Source organism: Rhizobium sp. M1 (assembly GCF_002531805.1).
Lineage (GTDB): Bacteria > Pseudomonadota > Alphaproteobacteria > Rhizobiales > Rhizobiaceae > Rhizobium > Rhizobium etli_C.
In genome coordinates this window covers 132578-148276 of the sequence record NZ_NWSW01000010.1, presented here as the reverse complement: position 1 = coordinate 148276, position 15699 = coordinate 132578, and the positions used below count along the sequence as shown (strand labels likewise).

At 61.5% G+C, this 15699-nt stretch carries 16 protein-coding genes; 7 read left to right on the top strand and 9 right to left on the bottom strand.

Translation table 11 applies throughout. The annotated features are described in order from the left end of the window. Positions 1 to 103: 103 nt before the first annotated feature. The 4 genes from CO655_RS11715 to CO655_RS11700 form a co-directional block, all read right to left on the bottom strand. A complete protein-coding gene (locus CO655_RS11715) occupies positions 104 to 382 on the bottom strand; it encodes a transposase (protein ID WP_097605692.1) in 279 nt (92 codons plus the stop codon). Between the two features lie 7 nt (positions 383 to 389). Then, a complete protein-coding gene (locus CO655_RS11710; RefSeq protein ID WP_097664764.1) occupies positions 390 to 1835 on the bottom strand; it encodes an HlyD family type I secretion periplasmic adaptor subunit in 1446 nt (481 codons plus the stop codon). 14 nt (positions 1836 to 1849) lie between these two features. Beyond that, a complete protein-coding gene (locus CO655_RS11705; protein ID WP_097605690.1) occupies positions 1850 to 3565 on the bottom strand; it encodes a type I secretion system permease/ATPase in 1716 nt (571 codons plus the stop codon). A gap of 108 nt (positions 3566 to 3673) precedes the next feature. Next, positions 3674 to 4249, bottom strand: coding sequence for a PE-PGRS family protein (locus CO655_RS11700; RefSeq protein ID WP_097605689.1), 576 nt, complete (start codon positions 4247 to 4249; stop codon positions 3674 to 3676). Positions 4250 to 4793: 544 nt separating this feature from the next. On the opposite strand from CO655_RS11700, the gene CO655_RS11695 reads away from it, so the two are divergent. Next, positions 4794 to 5879: a hypothetical protein gene (locus CO655_RS11695; protein ID WP_097605688.1), complete on the top strand. Its 1086-nt coding sequence runs from the start codon at positions 4794 to 4796 to the stop codon at positions 5877 to 5879. A 686-nt stretch (positions 5880 to 6565) separates the two neighbouring features. After that, positions 6566 to 7300 carry a response regulator transcription factor gene (locus tag CO655_RS11685; protein ID WP_097605687.1) on the top strand — a complete coding sequence of 245 codons (735 nt, stop codon included), beginning with the start codon at positions 6566 to 6568 and terminating at the stop codon, positions 7298 to 7300. Between the two features lie 141 nt (positions 7301 to 7441). Here CO655_RS11685 and CO655_RS11680 read toward each other — a convergent pair whose 3' ends face one another. After that, positions 7442 to 8350 carry a LysR family transcriptional regulator gene (locus CO655_RS11680; protein WP_097664762.1) on the bottom strand — a complete coding sequence of 303 codons (909 nt, stop codon included), beginning with the start codon at positions 8348 to 8350 and terminating at the stop codon, positions 7442 to 7444. Positions 8351 to 8547: 197 nt separating this feature from the next. On the opposite strand from CO655_RS11680, the gene CO655_RS11675 reads away from it, so the two are divergent. From CO655_RS11675 to CO655_RS11650, 4 genes are all read left to right on the top strand, one after another. Further along, positions 8548 to 8949: a DoxX family protein gene (locus tag CO655_RS11675; protein ID WP_097664761.1), complete on the top strand. Its 402-nt coding sequence runs from the start codon at positions 8548 to 8550 to the stop codon at positions 8947 to 8949. Between the two features lie 216 nt (positions 8950 to 9165). After that, positions 9166 to 10200 carry an LLM class flavin-dependent oxidoreductase gene (locus CO655_RS11670; RefSeq protein WP_010035546.1) on the top strand — a complete coding sequence of 345 codons (1035 nt, stop codon included), beginning with the start codon at positions 9166 to 9168 and terminating at the stop codon, positions 10198 to 10200. A gap of 342 nt (positions 10201 to 10542) precedes the next feature. After that, positions 10543 to 10767: a hypothetical protein gene (locus CO655_RS34300; RefSeq protein ID WP_010035544.1), complete on the top strand. Its 225-nt coding sequence runs from the start codon at positions 10543 to 10545 to the stop codon at positions 10765 to 10767. Between the two features lie 156 nt (positions 10768 to 10923). Beyond that, a complete protein-coding gene (locus CO655_RS11650; protein WP_010035542.1) occupies positions 10924 to 11433 on the top strand; it encodes a hypothetical protein in 510 nt (169 codons plus the stop codon). A gap of 117 nt (positions 11434 to 11550) precedes the next feature. Here the strand turns inward: CO655_RS11650 and CO655_RS11645 are convergent, their stop codons facing one another. Continuing rightward, positions 11551 to 12144 (bottom strand): TetR/AcrR family transcriptional regulator, encoded by a 594-nt coding sequence (locus tag CO655_RS11645; RefSeq protein WP_097664760.1) that lies wholly within the window; start codon positions 12142 to 12144, stop codon positions 11551 to 11553. Positions 12145 to 12312: 168 nt separating this feature from the next. Between CO655_RS11645 and CO655_RS11640 the strand changes: the two genes are divergently transcribed. Then, the gene (locus CO655_RS11640; protein ID WP_097605682.1) at positions 12313 to 12705 is read left to right on the top strand and encodes a RidA family protein; all 393 of its coding nucleotides are present in this window, start codon (positions 12313 to 12315) and stop codon (positions 12703 to 12705) included. Positions 12706 to 12780: 75 nt separating this feature from the next. On the opposite strand, the gene CO655_RS11635 is transcribed toward CO655_RS11640, so the two are convergent. Genes CO655_RS11635 through CO655_RS11625 form a run of 3 tightly spaced genes read right to left on the bottom strand, consistent with a single transcriptional unit; the run spans position 12781 to position 15699 of the window. Beyond that, positions 12781 to 13719 carry a dihydrodipicolinate synthase family protein gene (locus CO655_RS11635; RefSeq protein WP_097664759.1) on the bottom strand — a complete coding sequence of 313 codons (939 nt, stop codon included), beginning with the start codon at positions 13717 to 13719 and terminating at the stop codon, positions 12781 to 12783. A gap of 10 nt (positions 13720 to 13729) precedes the next feature. Next, positions 13730 to 14683, bottom strand: coding sequence for an ABC transporter ATP-binding protein (locus CO655_RS11630; protein WP_097664758.1), 954 nt, complete (start codon positions 14681 to 14683; stop codon positions 13730 to 13732). Then, on the bottom strand, positions 14680 to 15699 hold the full coding sequence (locus tag CO655_RS11625) for an ABC transporter ATP-binding protein (protein ID WP_097664756.1): 1020 nt from the start codon (positions 15697 to 15699) through the stop codon (positions 14680 to 14682). The genes CO655_RS11630 and CO655_RS11625 overlap by 4 nt, the downstream gene beginning before the upstream one ends.

Genomic DNA, 15699 nt, shown 5'->3' with positions numbered 1-15699 from the left:
TGGTATTAAACGACGGTCTACGTGGCGCGCATCACTGTTTGACGAGCGCTCCGGCTGGGGGCGGCGCGCCGACCCGTGGCCAACAAACCCCTCTGTTCAGAAGTTAGTGCCGCCCTTTCGTTGACTTCGCCAGCATCTCGCTCAGCGTTGCCGCCGAGAGCATGGATTCGGCCAAAAGCTTCTTGAGCTTCTGGTTCTCTTCCTCCAGGGCTCTCACCCTTTTTGCATGGAGGCCGGCATTTCCGGACTGCAGGGATTGCCACCGATAGAAGGTCGGCTCGCTGATGCCGTACCTGTGGCAAACATCCGCCACCGTCACGCCGGCCTGGTGTTCCTTCAGGATGCCCGAAATCTGGTCGTCGTCATATTTTCTCTTGCCCATCACTGCTTCAATCCTCACGAAATGCTCTGTTGAAGCTGTCGAGCAGCGGTCTCACGGCATAGAAGGCCACGCTGCTTTCGCCGGTTTCGATCAGCGTCTGCACGGGCATGCCGGCGACCAGTTCGACATCACTCATTTTCGCCAACCGCTCGTCCGTTACGCGGATGGTCGCGGAAAAGTAGGGTTGGCCGCTCTGCGTATCGATGAGACGGTCCGCCGATACATATTCCACCCGACCTTTCAGGAGCGGAACGCGCCGCTGGTTGTAGGGTAGCAGGTGAACCTGGGCCTCCAGCCCTGCGCGGACGAGGTTGATGTCATCAGGTCTGACGTGCACAGACACGATAAGCCGATCCGAGCGTGGCAGAAGATCGACGAGCGGTTCGCCCGCGCCGATCACCCCACCTGATGTGTGGATACGCAGGTTCATGATTGTGCCATCCTCGGGAGCCCGGATAGCGGTCCTCGAAAGCTGGTCGTCGATGGCGCGCAAGCGCTCGCGCAGCTGCATGATCCGGCTTTCCGTATCGCGCATGCCTTGGGCGATTTCGCTCAGCCGGTCGCTCTCAAGCTTTGCGAGATCGGCCTGCGCCCCGCTGATCACCTGGTCGGCCCGAGAGATCCGCGCCGCCACTTCACCCTGCTGGCCATCAAGATCTGCTTTTTCCCGCTGGAGATTGAGAAGTCTGCTCTTTTTTTCCAGTCCTTTGGCGCTGAGGGCGGTAACCTGATCCAGTTCCTGGCTCGAGATTGCAGCTCGGGCGGTCAGTGCCGCCTTCTGCGCGCCAAGTCCGACGATTTCCTGCCGCACCTGCGCAATTCTTTCATTGGTGATCCGAATTTCCGCCTGCATGACCCGGCGACGGGCTTCGAAGATTTTTTGCTGCCCGGTCAGAATCGCGCTGAGGGAAGGATATCTCTCCATCGCTGCCCTCAGATCCTCGGGATAGCTGACATGGTCGCCGCCCGACTGCTCCGCAAGCAGCCGGGCGCGGTTTCCTTCGGCATCCCACAGCTGCCCTTGAACGCTGTCGCGCTCCGCGCGGGACTTCGTGCCGTCGAGTTCGATCACGATCTGCCCTGATATGACAGCATCGCCGTTTTTGACGAGGATCCGTCGCACGATGCCGCCCTCCAGATGCTGAATGGTCTTGCGGCTGGACTCCGGTTCGATGACGCCCGATGCGACCGCCGCACTTTTCAGCGGCGCCAGAACCGACCAGCTTCCCAATCCGACGATGAAGGCCAGGATCAACAGGTTCCCCATCCAGACAACGCCCCTGAGCCCCGGCATGGGCGAAGCGGCGGCGGGGCCGCGCCGTTTCTGTGCGATCACCGGCGCATAGGCCGTCTGCTGCCGGGCTGTCGCTGCCGATCGGCGAGCGAAGCATTGGCCTGTCCCCGGCGAAGTTGAAAGTCTCGCCGGCGTTGCGTCCAGTGGGACCAGGGTCATGGCGGTGTCCCTCCCTACGTTCCTGTTCGAGACGGCGGTTGAAGATAGGTTTCATAAATCTGCTCGCTGTCGCCGAAGGCGGCCACCGTTCCGTTGCGCATGATGGCGATCTTGTTGGTGACGGGCAGGATCCCCATCCGGTGCGTTATGATAACGACGGTCATCCGCCTGGCTTTCATGCGCTCGATGGCCGCAAACAGCATCCGTTCGCCGTCATAATCGAGGCTCGAGTTCGGATCGTCGAGAACGATCAGCGACGGATTTCCATAGGCCGCCCGCGCCAGTCCCAGCTGTTGGCGCTGGGCTCTGAGGAGCAGGCTGCCATTTTCACCGATATCGGTTTCGTAGCCTTGCGGCAGCCGCATGATCGCTTCGTGCAATCCGACCAGCTTTGCGGCGTCGATCGCTTTGCCGGGATCTTCCCCGTCCAGCCGGCCGATCACATCCTTGATGGCGCCGCCGAAGAGTTCGATGTCCTGCGGCAGGTATCCGACGTGGCGGGTCCCGCCGCAGAGGCGCAGAGCCGAGATATCGACCCCGCCGAGAAGGGCACATCCGCTCGTTGCTGGCACCACGCCTGCCATGACGCGACCGAGGGTCGATTTTCCCGATCCCGACGGGCCGATAAGCGCTATGCAATCGCCCGGCGCGAGGCGCAATGTGATGCCGGTCAAAATCGGCCGATCGGCGAATGGTTTGATATAGCTGACATTATCGAGAACGAGACCATTGGGTTCAGGGAACGGCACGATGCGGCCATCATGCTCCGATGCGACTGTGAGCAGCATTCTGTTCAAGCGATTGAAGGCATTCCGCGCAAAGGTAAAGGAGCGCCACGCACCGATTGCGCCCTCGATCGGTGCAAGCCCACGCCCGAGCAGCAAGCTCGCAACGAAGATGATTCCGGGGCTACCGTCGTTGGCGAGTACCAGCCACGTTGCCGATCCCATCATCAGGATCTGCGCGAGCGTGCGGATCGATTTGGAGAAGCCAAGGATGATCTCCGTGCGATGCATGGCGATGTCCTGCGCCCTTCGTGCCATTTCCGCATCGCGATAGACGATCATCGCTGCGCCATCCTGCATGCCCATTGCCCGGATCACCTCGATGTTTTTGAGGGCGGTGGCAAATCGGAAATAGCTCCTCGAAAGCGCGAGATTGGCGTGGGCAAGCGGCTCCCGCGTCGCCAGCTCCGTCAGAAACGCAAACAGCAGAAGTGCAACCGCACTCAAAAGACCGATGGCCCCAAGCAGCGGATGAACAAGAAAGAGCAGCAGCAGGAAGACCGGCGCCCAGGGAACGTCAAAAAACAGCGAGCTGGCCGGTGAATCGAGAAACTGGCGCAATGCGGCCAAGTCCCTGTAACACTCCGTGGCCGCACCTGCATCGACGCGAGCGGCATATTCGAATGATGCGGTGAGCACCAGCGGCCGCAGCCTGTGATCCACCCAGCTGCCGACGCGCGAAAGAGCCGCCCTGCGCACGATATCCAGCATGGATCCGACCAACACGGCGATGGCGATGATCAGCGTCAGCATCAAAAGCGTGTCGGCGCTGCGGCTCGACAGGACCCTGTCATAGATCTGCAAGAGATAGATGGAGGGCGCCAGAAGAAAGAGATTGTAGCCGCAGCTGTAGAGGAAGACCAAGCCGAAGGCTCCGGCACAAGCTCGAAGCGCAACAACGAGATGTGTCTGCGGGCGCGCTGGTTTTGTCGAAATCGTTGCCATTATCAGATCTCGCTGCATTTGATACTGACAAGAAAAGCCCGCTGGCCGGTTCAGTAACGCCTGAGGGTCGCCAGCCGAAACCGGCGGCCCTCGGCGCGCGCCCCATATTCATGAGCCGAGATGGCTGAGGTCGATATCGCCAAAGGCGTTTATGAAGTGATCGAAAGAATTGTGCACCGTCGTCGTTTCGGGATCGGTGTGAACCAAAGCCGACGATATATCGCCGCCACGGGCCATGTTTCCGTTGCCGCCGTTGCCGCCGACGCCCGCGAGGATGGTGGCATGCTGATCGGCCATCAGCTGCGTATGCTGTGTCGCGGTCGTCGCCGCCGCCACTGAAGCCGTGTTGCCGCCGCTCTCGTTTCCTTGATCGCCGTTGGACTGAGTATCTCCCCCCGCGCCGCCGGCGCCGCTGTTCGAGATCTTCGCCAGGAAGCCGTTCTGGGCCTGGGCAAAGCCACCGGGTCCGCCATTGCCGGCGTCCCAATCTGCTTTCTGCCAGACGTGATCGCCGTTGTGCAGATCGGTCGTTGCCCCGGAGACCGTTTGCACGGGCTCTACATATGCAACCGGGTTGTAGTTGATGTTTCCATCATTGTGGCCCTCACCGCCGTTGCCGGCATACGCGTCACCGGCATCCGGGTTGTTGAGATGAATCGTGTCGGATATTTGTGGAATAGGCATTGATATCACTCCTTCTACTTCGTTTCGTCCGAGTTCCTTGTACGGCGTCCCCTTACGGCGTGGGTATTCAGTTCGTCGCCCCAGCCAATACAATCGCAGCCGAATGTTGCCACGATTTAAACTGCAAACTATCTAGATATTCGGCGATGTTCTTTCGGGCGTATACTTGGAGGTGACGGTGCGTTGTTTCGGATTAGTCCTTTGTGATCCGGCGCCGGATGGCCTGGTCACAAGCAACGGCGCCTTGCGAACCGGCTTTATTCCGGCGCCAGATCAGGCTGCGCTTGGCGGAGGGGATCCTGTTCGGTGCTCAAAACTCTCATGTCCCGCCGCAGGAAAAGGGGGCAGGACGCAGCACCGCTTGTCCCAAGGCGAGCTTCCTTCACGCGGCGATGACGCCCAAATGGCTACAGGGCTAGCCGACCAGGCGTAGACGAATTGCAGGCTCCGCTTTTCTTCCGTTCAGAGGCACAATGCCTCAACAATCGAGGCTGCATACGCCGCACGCTCGGCGGACGCGGTTGGTCGCGGAACGGAGACGGTGATGACGGAAATTCGTCCCTTATCGGAAGACTTGCCCAAAGCGGGCGCCGATCAAAACCTCGCCTTCAATGGGGCTGCGGGGCATCTGGCGCTGGTGCCGACCTGGCTTCCATTGGATGTCGCTTCCGGTCCGAGCTCCAATTCAGCCGGCAGCGGCGGTGACGGAATAAGTGAAGGTGTGATCAGCAGCAATGCACTGGCCGTCTTCATGCCATCCAATGCTGCTATTGCGGGGGCCCATTCGGGTGCCGACGCCGTTCAGGGCAATGACGCGTTCATCAATCAGCATCCCACCGAAATGGCGGGGATAGGCGGGAATGGCGGAAGCGGCAATGTTGCCATCGGCGGCGGTGACGCCAATCATGCCGGCAGCGGCGGCACCGGCCTTTTCTATGGCGGGCTCGTCAGCACCGAAGTCGCGCTGTTTGCCCCCGTGAATACCGCCGTGGCTGCCGGCCCCGGCGCAATGGCGCACGCCGAGCAATCGAACAACGCACTGTTCCTGCAGGGGGCAACCCAGATCGGCGGCATGGGCGGCTCGGGCGGAAACCATAACGTCGCAAGCCACGGCCCGTCGATGAGCCCGGGAACGTCGCTCACTTTCACCGGCGACAATTATGCCGGCCACGGCGGCGACGGATATTTCGTCGGCAGCATGGTCGACGTGAGTATCGCCATCTTCTCGCCGATCAACATCGCCATCGGCGCCGCGGGCGGCTCGGCGGAGGCCCATCAGGCAAACAATGTGATTTTCGATCAGGGCACCGTGCAGATCGCCGGCATCGGCGGCAATGGCGGTGGCTTCAATCTGTCGTCGGACACGATTTTTACCGGCAACCATGCCGGCGGCGGTGGCGGGGTCGGATCGTCGACCGGCAGCATGGTCGACGTCAATTTCGGCTATTTCCATCCCATCAACATCGCCGTTCCCGCCGGCGGGTCGGCGGACGCTCAACAGATCGATCATGTCCTCTATGATCAGCATGCGCTTCAGCTGGCCGGCATCGGCGGTCACGGTGGAGAGGGTAACCTCACGGACGCCCATTCGGCTCTCGTCGACGACATTCTGAGCTTCATGCACAGTTAATCTGTCGGTAAGCTCCCACTTGCATTACTCGTTCCTCCCGGCTTTCGTCGCTTGCGCCGACATGACGCCGCGCTTACCGAGATGGCGAACATTCCACCATGGCCTCATCGCATCGTCGCCGATTTCGGCCGCCGAGACTGCGAGGTCTGCCCGGCATCTGGCGCTGCCGGCACACTGGGAGCCTGAGCGAACACGACCCAAACTGGTATTAAATGCACCGATAGGGCCGCGTTATTCAGTAATCATAACGGGCAGGCACCGATCTCAGGCTTTTGTTGCCTTTCGCGTTTGTCGTTTGGCTGCCGAGCCCGCGGCTGCTTTGATGTACGATATGGAAACAAAGCCGCGCCGGTCGGCAACGCGTTCTATCCGTCAGCGCTTTGCCAAATGGGTCTGTCGCAAATCCGTTGCCTTTTCAGCCCCTTGAAAGCTTTTTCGACCTGCTTGCCGTACGTGAATTGCACGAAGGCTGGAAGTCCGCGACGACAAGTCGAACCAGCATGCCGGCATGAAATGTGCTTTTGCAGAAACGGTTATCTCTCGCAAAAATCTTATAGACTATAAGAATTATCAGGAGAGAATGGACTATTGGTATCGGTAATACACTCGCTTTTTATCATGACATGTAGTGAGAACGAGATTAATATGATTAGCTGTTGGGTTGCAAATATTCCGGGGAGCCCGCAATGTCCGACAGTTCTGGAACCAGGCGCCGTGTGGGGCGCAATACACTAACTGCGATCATCATTGGGAATTCAACCTTGGCGCGCACCACCGTGGTGAAGTTGCTGGAGCGCGAACTCGCCGGATGGAACCTCATCGATTTGGTCTCGACCGAGAGTCTCGATCGGGCGCTTGGAGCTGAGGTGCGTTTGATTGCACTGGATCTGGCTGGCAGAGCTGTCGAGAGCGCCAGCCTGCGTGCTGATCTCGCGGCGATTGCTGCACGTTTTCCCGATGCTCCTATCACGTTGCTCTCAGGTTCGGATGACGCCATCATCGCCCGGCAGGCGCTCAAGATGGGCATCCGCGGCTTTTTCTCGACTTCGCTTCCCGTTGACATTGCGCTTGCCGGCCTTCGTCTCGTTCTGGCAGGAGGCACATTTTTCCCGCAGCTGTTGGGCGCTGTTATCGGCGCGAACGAGCGCAGTCCGGCCAGAAATGCGGCCGAAAAAAGCTTGGATGATAGGACGCAATATTTCGCGATTGCCGGCTTCACGCCCCGGGAAGCGGAGATCCTCGCAGAGCTGCAATCCGGCTGTTCAAATAAGGTGATTGCAGGAAAACTGAATTTGTCGGGGCATACGGTGAAGATGCATTTGCAGCACATCATGCGCAAGCTGCAGGCGCAGAACCGTACCGAGGTGGTTGCCCGCCTCATTCAAAGAACAGCCGGCGGACATAACGCTTCACCGACCTGATTTTATCGCGTCATAAAACACACCCGTGTAACACGCGCTAAAGCGCGTCGCGTCAAATATGATTCATGCGACGCGCTTTAGCCCCTTATTTTGATGCATGTCGTTATCCCGGAACCGCTGCACACTTCCGGGCGACATGCATTAGTTTGCCCGGCCGCCTGAACAACTCTTCAGCCGCTCGATCAGCCAGCGGCCAGCGGGTCCCGGGGGACCATCGGAGCGATAGGCTGCCGACATCGGCAGGCTCAGTCCGCCGGCCGGTATATCCTCGACCGTCAGTTCGACCAGCCGGCCGGCCGCGATGTCCGCCCTGACCGCGTGCTCGGGCATGCCGCCCCAACCCAGTCCATTGAGCAGGAACGTGTGCTTGGCGAAGAGGTCGGCCAGTCGCCAGGTCTGCGGCGACATCACGCCGAACTCACGCCCTTTCGACAGCTCGGTTCGATCGGTCAGCACCAGCTGCACATGTTGTGCCAGTTCGGCTCTGGAGATCGTCCCTCCGATCGCCGCCAGCGGATGATCCGCCGCCGCAACGACCAGGAACGTCACGCCGGCAAGAGGCTCGGTGAGAATGCCGGCCGGCATGGCAGGCAAGGATCCCACAATGGCGAAAGCGGCCCGTTGATCGAGAACGGGCTGAACGGTGCCGCCGAGCGCCTCCACGAACAGCCGCAGCGGCACGTCGGGAAATTGCCGCCGGAAATCCTTGGCGGCCTCCGCGATGACATGAATGGGGAAAAACACGTCGATGGCGACGGACAGCTCCGGCTCGAGGCCCGCGGCCATGCCTTTTGCCTGCGATTTGAAGGTATCGACCTTGGCGACGACCTCGCGGGCGGTCGCAAGCAGCCTGTTGCCGGCTGCCGTCAGCCTGGGATAGCGGCCGCTGCGGTCAAAGAGGGTGACCCCGAGCTGGATCTCGAGGCCGCGAACCAGCTCGCTGACCGCCGACTGGGCGCGCCCGAGCCTGCGCGCGGCTGCGGAAAAGCTGCCTTCGTCCGCGGCGCTGATGAATGTTCTGAGCTGATCGAGCGATAGACCGTCCAACACGGCAAACCTCCGCAGATATCGACAACGCCCGCCTCTGCGGCGGGCCTGGTGATGGAAAGATCTAGATGTATCAAATTATCCGATAGATTGTCTCGGAAAATACCGGCTTTTCGGATGGAATGGATCATGGCATCGAAGCGCCCCGTGAGCTGCGCTCCCCAAACCACAGAGCGGGCGGAACATAGGAAAGGTGCCAAATGCATTCCACATCGGCGTCATCGGCAGATCGGAACAAATCCGCAAAGATCGTCTCCTGGAGCCTGCGCGCTCTCGCCGCGGCGGCATTTCTCGCTGCCGGCAGCGCCAAGCTCGCGGGCGTCCCGATGATGGTGGCGATTTTCGACCAGATCGGCGCCGGCCAGTGGTTCCGCATCCTGACGGGGGCTGTGGAGGTCACCGGCGCGGTTGCCTTGCTGATTCCGGCGACGGCTGCCTTCGGCGCCCTGCTGCTTGCCGTCACGATGGTCTTCGCCATTTTGACCCATCTTTTCGTCATCGGCGGCAGTCCGGTGCCGGCGGTCCTTCTGCTTCTGATCACCGGCAGCGTCGCCTGGCTGCACCGCCGCGCCTTCATAACCATTCTTGACGCAATCCGCTGACCCGGCGCCGACCGCTCCGCCGCTGCCGTCGTTACCGTTTTTCGAGGTTCCAATGTTTCGCTTCGCCATCCTCCTGCTTGTTTCCCTCTCCGCCGCCGGATGCCACACGACGCAGTTCGGCCAGTCGCTCGGCTGGCCTGAACCGCAGCGCACCGGCAGCGCCTATTGAATCCGGGACACGCAGATCCGAACAACCTGACCTGGAAGGACCGAGCAGTGGAAATCGGTATCGACAGTTTTGCGATGCTTGCGACCGACCCGAAAACGGGACGCCCGCAGTCGGCCGCCGACCGCATGGAGAGTGTGCTTTCCGAAGTGGAACTGGCCGACACCGTCGGCCTCGACGTCTTCGGCATGGGTGAACATCACCGCGAGAATGCGCTCGATTCGGCCCCTGCGGTCATCCTGGCGGCAGCGGCCGCGCGGACCAAGAGGATCAGGCTGACAAGCGCCGTCGCCGTCATCAGTGCCGCCGATCCGGTGCGCCTCTTCCAGGAATTTGCCACCCTCGATCTCATCTCCCGCGGACGGGCCGAACTGGTGGTCGGCCGCGGCTCCTTCATCGATGCCTATCCGCTCTTCGGCTACGACCTCAGGGACTATGACGCATTGTTCGTTGAAAAGCTCGACCTCCTGCTCAAGCTCAACGAGGCGGCGCATATCAAATGGCAGGGCCGCTTCCGCGCGCCGCTCAATGGCGAAGGGGTCTATCCGCGTCCGCATCAGGACCGGCTGCCCGTCTGGCTCGGCGTCGGCGGGACGCCCGAATCCTTCGCCCGCGCCGGCACACTCGGCTTGCCGCTGATGGTCGCCATCATCGGCGGCCATTTCGAACGTTTCCGGCCTCTCGTCGATCTCTATCGGCACGCCTGGGCGGCAGCCGGCCATCCGCCGGCAGAAGAGAGGATCGGCGTCCATGCAATGGGCTTCGTCGGCGATACGGATGAAGCCGCGAGGGATGCCTTCTTTCCCGGCTGGCAGCAGATGATGTCTCAGACCGGCCGGGAACGGGGCTGGCTGCCGCCATCGCGCGCCCAGTTCGAGGCGATGTGCGGCCCTCGCGGCGCCTTTCTGATCGGCAGTCCTGAGACCGTCGTCACCAAGACACTGGAAGCGAGCGCGGCATTGGGGGGCGTTTCCCGAGTGACGTTCCAAATGAGCACCGCGGCGCTCGAAACCGAAGCCATGCGCCGCTCGATCGAACTGCTCGGCACCGAGGTCGCACCATCGGTACGGCGCGCCTCTGAATAAGCGGCTGGAGCAACGGAACAATCACGACCCGGTCTGGTTTAAGCTAGAGCCTTTCCTGGTTAGATTGAAGCATTCTGCCGGAGCAGGTTTTCGTCAGGGCAGAGGCGATTGGCGATGGGCATACCCCTTGGTACGTCCGAGCCGATCGCCTCTGATCCTGGCGGAAAGGTGCCCGGCCCTGCGGGTTGGCTGAAACGGGCCGGCTGATCGACCGGCCGGCTTGGCCGTAGAACTGGGCTACGACACGCGCCGGCCGGTCGACCATCCGACTCCGTTTGAGCCAACAGAATGATTCAATCTAACCAGGAAAGGCTCTAGGTCCCATTCCTAGCGGAGGCGACGATGTGGGCAGTTCTGATCGGTGCCGCTCTCATAATCGGCGGCCTTCTTTTTCTCCTACGGCCGACGCTCCGTCGAAGACCGAGTGATCCTCACCTGATGCCGCAAGGCGGCGCGACGTTGGAGCCGCGGCGCCAAGGCCTGAGGTTCCTCGGATTAGCGCGGAATTGGCCGGCGCTTGCGATTATCGCGGTCGGCGCGCTTCTTCTGGTTTTCGGGAGCTACTAATGCATGTCGCCCGGAGGTGTGCAGCGGTTCCGGGACCACGACATGCATCAAAACAAAGAGCTCTAGGCCTGCAAAGTCCCGAAACTGCCATTGGTTGAGTGTATACGCCTGCGAAGTATCTTCTCAGCGGATTGCCGACCATGGTAAGCGTCGCTTATGGGCATCAAGAACTACTTGATCGAAGGCAGCTCCGGCACCGGAAAAACGTCTGTCGCTACTGAGCTGGAGCGGCGTGGTTTTCATGTCGTCCATGGTGATCGGGTCCTGGCCTATGTTGGGGACCCCGAGACCGGCGTGGCGCTCGAAGGGCCGCCGCAAGGTGTGGACCGCGTCGTTTGGAATTACGCGCACTGGATCTGGCCTGTTGAAAAGGTCCGGGCGATCACGGCTGACACCACTCATCCTGCCACGTTCTTCTGTGGCGGCTCCCGCAATTTCCATAAGTTCCTGGACGTGTTCGACAAGGTTTTTGTGCTCGACATAGATGTCGAGACGTTGAACAGACGATTGGACGGGCGGCCAGATGAGCCGGGTTTCGCGCCGGACGAGCGTGCGGTGGTTCTGCGCCACCATAGGAGCAGCAAACACTTTCCCGCCGGGATCGGTATCGACACAACCGGAACGATCCCGAGCGTCGTCGACGATATCCTTGCCCAGCTGAGCTGAAGCCTGGACGGTGTTGCGATGGGGTGGGAAGACCGGTGCCCATCCCGACGCTGGATGGGCAAGGCCCAGGCCACCAGGGCGATCCCGGGTCACTGACACGCTGCGCGTATATGGCGCTTACGCCGACGTCTTGAGAAGGCCTGCAGCCAAAGCGTCGAAGGCCTCGATAGCTTTCGGCAGCACATCCTGCGGCTCGTCGCTGGCGGCGATCCAGAGCGCGGCATTGAGCGCCGCGCCGTTGAGCAGCCGGGCGGCTGCTTCCGCGTCGACGGGCTTGAGCACCCCCTGTGCAATCAGGCGCTCCACTGTCTGCCGGGTTGCCTGAAGACAGCTGCTCTGGCTCGGCCATTGCGACGGATCGCCCAATACGGCAGGCCCGTCGAGCAGCACGATGCGCTGGACCTCCGGATCGAGCGCCATCTCGATATAGGCTGCACCTTCGGCAAGCAGGCCCTGCCAACCATCACCCGCATGCGCGCCGATTTCCTGGGCGCGCGAGGCCATCTCCATGTCGATCTGGTCGACAACCGCGGCCAGCAGCCCGCGCTTGTCTCCGAAGTTGTGGTAAAGCGCGCCCCGCGTCAGCCCGACTTCGGCTGTCAGCTCGTCCATCGAGGCGGCCGCATATCCCTTCTCGGCAAAGGCCTTTCGCGCGGCGGCGATCAGCTTCCGACGATTTTCCTCCATCGTCTCGACACGGCGTTTGACCATTTCGACTCCATTTTCACATACGCTTCGTATATGAATTTGACATGCTCAGCGTATGCGGTGTATTCAGATACGCACCGTATATCAGCTGAGGCGGCAATATGGGAAGCTCCTGTAGGTCACGGCCGCGCCCCTTGGTTTCCAGTCAACGATATTGAAGCGAGATCGACAATGACCCGACGCGAAGCAATCTTTCCCGCAAACCGGCATGCGCTTTACGAGCAACACGGCTATTCCGCCGCCATCCGATCCGGCGATCTTCTGTTCGTCTCCGGTCAGGTCGGCAGCCGTTCCGATGGCACGCCGGAGCCCGACTTCGAACGCCAGGTCGAGCTGGCGTTCGAAAACCTGAAGGCGACGCTGGACGCCGCGGGTTGCACGTTTGAGGATCTGGTTGATGTGACGACGTTCCACACCGACCCCGAAAACCAGTTCGAAGTGATCATGGCCGCCAAGCAGAAGATTTTCAGCAAGCCGCCCTATCCGAACTGGACCGCGATCGGCGTGAATTGGCTGGCAGGCTTCGATTTCGAGATCAAGGTGATCGCCCGCATCCCTTCATGATGCCTGTCGCGAAAGGCCGACGCAAGGCTCGGTTTTGTGGAAGCACTTCACCTTGATCGGGCCAGGCCGCTCTCTCTACTGAGCGAAAAGTTCCGGGATCATCGCGCGGGCCCGATCGCGCAGACCTTTCGCTTCCTGCTCGCCGATAAAGCGGTAAGGCCAACGCAGCCTGGTGCTGACGGGACCCCAGTTGCCGATCGCCGCGAGCAATTTGTCGAGCGCTGCATTGGAATAACCGTGGTCACGTCGAAACGGGACGACGTGGCTGTCCATAAAGGCGCGGATGCGGCCTTGGATCTCCAACGCGGCGTCGATGTCGGCGTGCATCAGCTCTGTCCAGGCTTGGGCACCATGGGGACTGAGACAGGCGACGTTGGAAAAGGCGCCGGCAGCAACGCCGCGTTTGATGCCGGTGGCGAGATGATGGCCGGGAATGAACAGGGAAAATTCGCTGAGATATGTGCGCGCCTGTGCATACCAGGCATCGTCGCCATCGGCGATCTTCATCCCGACCACCGACGGGCAGGGGCCGCAAACGTCGCTGAGCTCGGCTGGCGACAGGACACGTTTCGCATGCGGCGGATTGTATAGGACGAGCGGGATCCCGTCGGCGGCCTCCGACGCCCGGTGCAGGAAGTCGACGGCTTCGAGATTGGTGAGCGGCCACCAGTCGGGCAGGATCACCTGGATTGCCAATGGCTTATGTGCACTGGCGCGGCGCAGGCGATCGAGCATGATGATCGGATCGGGCTGGCAGGCGCCGATAACGAAGGGCATTGCAGCGGCCCGGCAACGCGACGCCAGCATCTCCTGAATTCGCTCGTACTCCGCTTCCGTCTGGTTGTGAAATTCACCCGCCGTGCCATTCGAATAGATGCCGTCGACCTTGGCGGCGATCAGTATGTCGATTTCCTCGCCGAGCTTTTCGAAATCGATGCTGTCGTCCTCAGCGATCGGCAGGAGCAGGCTTGCCCAGTTGCCCTCGATAGGATGGCGGCGGGTTGTCATGCTCATCTCACTTCCTTCAGTCGAGGTCATCGCGGATGCAGGCCTTGAAATGCCCCGGCTTCATTTCGCGCAGCGCCGGCACGGTCTCGCCGCAGGCCGATAGCGCCTTCGGACAGCGCGTGCGAAAGACGCAACCGCTCGGCGGATCGGCCGGGCTCGGAATATCGCCCTTCAGGATCTGGCGGTCGCGCGGCGCATCGGGATCGGGCGAGGGGATCGCCGAGAGCAGCGCTCGGGTGTAGGGATGCAGCGGCCTGGCATAAAGCGCAGCGCTTGGCGCGATTTCCATGATCCGGCCGAGATAGAGGACGATCACCCGGTCGCAGATATATTCGACCACGGCGAGATCGTGACTGATGAACAGCATGGTCAGGCCAAGTCGCTGCTGCAGGTCACGCAGAAGATTGATCACCTGCGCCTGGATCGAGACATCGAGTGCGGAGACCGGCTCGTCGGCGACGATGAATTCCGGCGCGAGCGTCAGCGCCCGGGCGATGCCGATCCGCTGCCGCTGGCCGCCCGAGAACTCGTGAGCGTAACGATTGACGGCGTCCATGGGAAGATCGACCTGTTCGAGCGCGGCGCGGGCGCGTTCCAGTCTCTCTTTTGCCGTGCCAAGGCCCTGGATCTTCAGTCCCTCGGTCAGAATTTCGCCGATCGTCATACGCGGCGAAAGGCTCGCGAACGGGTCCTGAAAAATATATTGCATCCGCGGCCGCAGGCGCCGCATTGCCGATGAAGACAGGCTGGTGAGTTCGGCGCCGTCGAAGCGGACGCTGCCGGCGGAGGGTTCGATGAGGCGCAGCACCGATCGTCCGATCGTGGTCTTGCCGCTGCCGGATTCGCCGACCAGCCCGACCACCTCGCCCTTGCCGATATCGAAGGAAATGGCCCGCAGGATCGTCAGCCTGGCGCCGCGGGACGTATAATCTTTTCCGAGGTCGCGGACCGAGAGAAAGGGCTCGCTCATCTGATCTCCTGCCAGCGAATGCAGCGGCTCTTGTGCCGCGGATTGACATCGGCCAGCGGCGGCACGGCCGCGCGACAGGCGTCGACGGCAAATTGACAGCGCGGCTGGAAAGCGCAGCCGGCCGGCATGTTCATCAGGCTCGGCACGACGCCCGGAATGGCCGCCAGCCTTTCGCCCGCCTGCTTCATCCGGCTCGCATCACCGAGTTTCGGCATCGAGGCCAGCAGGCCGATCGTATAGGGATGTCGCGGATTGCGGAAAACCTCGGCCACAGGCCCCGTCTCGACGATCCGGCCGGCATACATGACCGCCACCCGATGCGCGATTTCGGCGACGACGCCGAGATTATGGGTGACGAAGAGCATGGCCATGCCGCGTTCACGCTGCAGCCTCTGCAGCAGGGCCAGAACCTGCGCCTGGATGGTGACGTCGAGCGCCGTCGTCGGCTCGTCGGCGATCAGCAGCGTCGGGTCGCAGGCAAGGGCCATGGCGATCGTGGCGCGCTGGCGCATGCCGCCGGATAATTCGTGCGGATATTGACCGGCACGGCGCCTGGCATCGGGAATGCCGACGCTGTCGAGAAGCGCGACGGCCGCATCCATGGCGGCCTTCCGGTTCGCTCGGCGATGAATGCGGATCGGCTCCGAGATCTGGTCGCCGATGGTGTAGACCGGGTTGAGGCTCGACATCGGCTCCTGGAAGACCATGCCGATATCATTGCCGCGAATGGCGCGCATTTCCTGCTCGGGGAGCGAGACAAGGTTGCTGACGGTACCATCCTTGCGCTTCAGATCGATGCTGCCGGCCGCGATCGCACCGATATTGCGGGTCAGCAGCCGCATGACCGAAAGGCTGGTGACCGATTTGCCCGAGCCGGACTCGCCGACGAGCGCCAGCGTCTCGCCGGCAGCCACGCTCAGATCGATGCCGTTGACCGCCGTCACCTCGCCCGAGCGGATGCGGAAGACGGTCCGCAGCCCCTTGATGTCGAGAATGGTGTCGGCGGTCTTCTGCAT

What these genes read in the sequence shown, in the direction of transcription:
- CO655_RS11630 (WP_097664758.1), bottom strand. Translation starts at nt 14,683, where the DNA reads ATGAGCGAGCCCTTTCTCTCGGTCCGCGACCTCGGAAAAGATTATACG.
- CO655_RS11675 (WP_097664761.1), top strand. Translation starts at nt 8,548, where the DNA reads ATGCATTCCACATCGGCGTCATCGGCAGATCGGAACAAATCCGCAAAG.
- CO655_RS11645 (WP_097664760.1), bottom strand. Translation starts at nt 12,144, where the DNA reads ATGGTCAAACGCCGTGTCGAGACGATGGAGGAAAATCGTCGGAAGCTG.
- CO655_RS11625 (WP_097664756.1), bottom strand. Translation starts at nt 15,699, where the DNA reads ATGCAGAAGACCGCCGACACCATTCTCGACATCAAGGGGCTGCGGACC.
- CO655_RS11695 (WP_097605688.1), top strand. Translation starts at nt 4,794, where the DNA reads ATGACGGAAATTCGTCCCTTATCGGAAGACTTGCCCAAAGCGGGCGCC.
- CO655_RS34300 (WP_010035544.1), top strand. Translation starts at nt 10,543, where the DNA reads ATGTGGGCAGTTCTGATCGGTGCCGCTCTCATAATCGGCGGCCTTCTT.
- CO655_RS11650 (WP_010035542.1), top strand. Translation starts at nt 10,924, where the DNA reads ATGGGCATCAAGAACTACTTGATCGAAGGCAGCTCCGGCACCGGAAAA.
- CO655_RS11710 (WP_097664764.1), bottom strand. Translation starts at nt 1,835, where the DNA reads ATGACCCTGGTCCCACTGGACGCAACGCCGGCGAGACTTTCAACTTCG.
- CO655_RS11635 (WP_097664759.1), bottom strand. Translation starts at nt 13,719, where the DNA reads ATGAGCATGACAACCCGCCGCCATCCTATCGAGGGCAACTGGGCAAGC.
- CO655_RS11685 (WP_097605687.1), top strand. Translation starts at nt 6,566, where the DNA reads ATGTCCGACAGTTCTGGAACCAGGCGCCGTGTGGGGCGCAATACACTA.
- CO655_RS11715 (WP_097605692.1), bottom strand. Translation starts at nt 382, where the DNA reads ATGGGCAAGAGAAAATATGACGACGACCAGATTTCGGGCATCCTGAAG.
- CO655_RS11700 (WP_097605689.1), bottom strand. Translation starts at nt 4,249, where the DNA reads ATGCCTATTCCACAAATATCCGACACGATTCATCTCAACAACCCGGAT.
- CO655_RS11640 (WP_097605682.1), top strand. Translation starts at nt 12,313, where the DNA reads ATGACCCGACGCGAAGCAATCTTTCCCGCAAACCGGCATGCGCTTTAC.
- CO655_RS11705 (WP_097605690.1), bottom strand. Translation starts at nt 3,565, where the DNA reads ATGGCAACGATTTCGACAAAACCAGCGCGCCCGCAGACACATCTCGTT.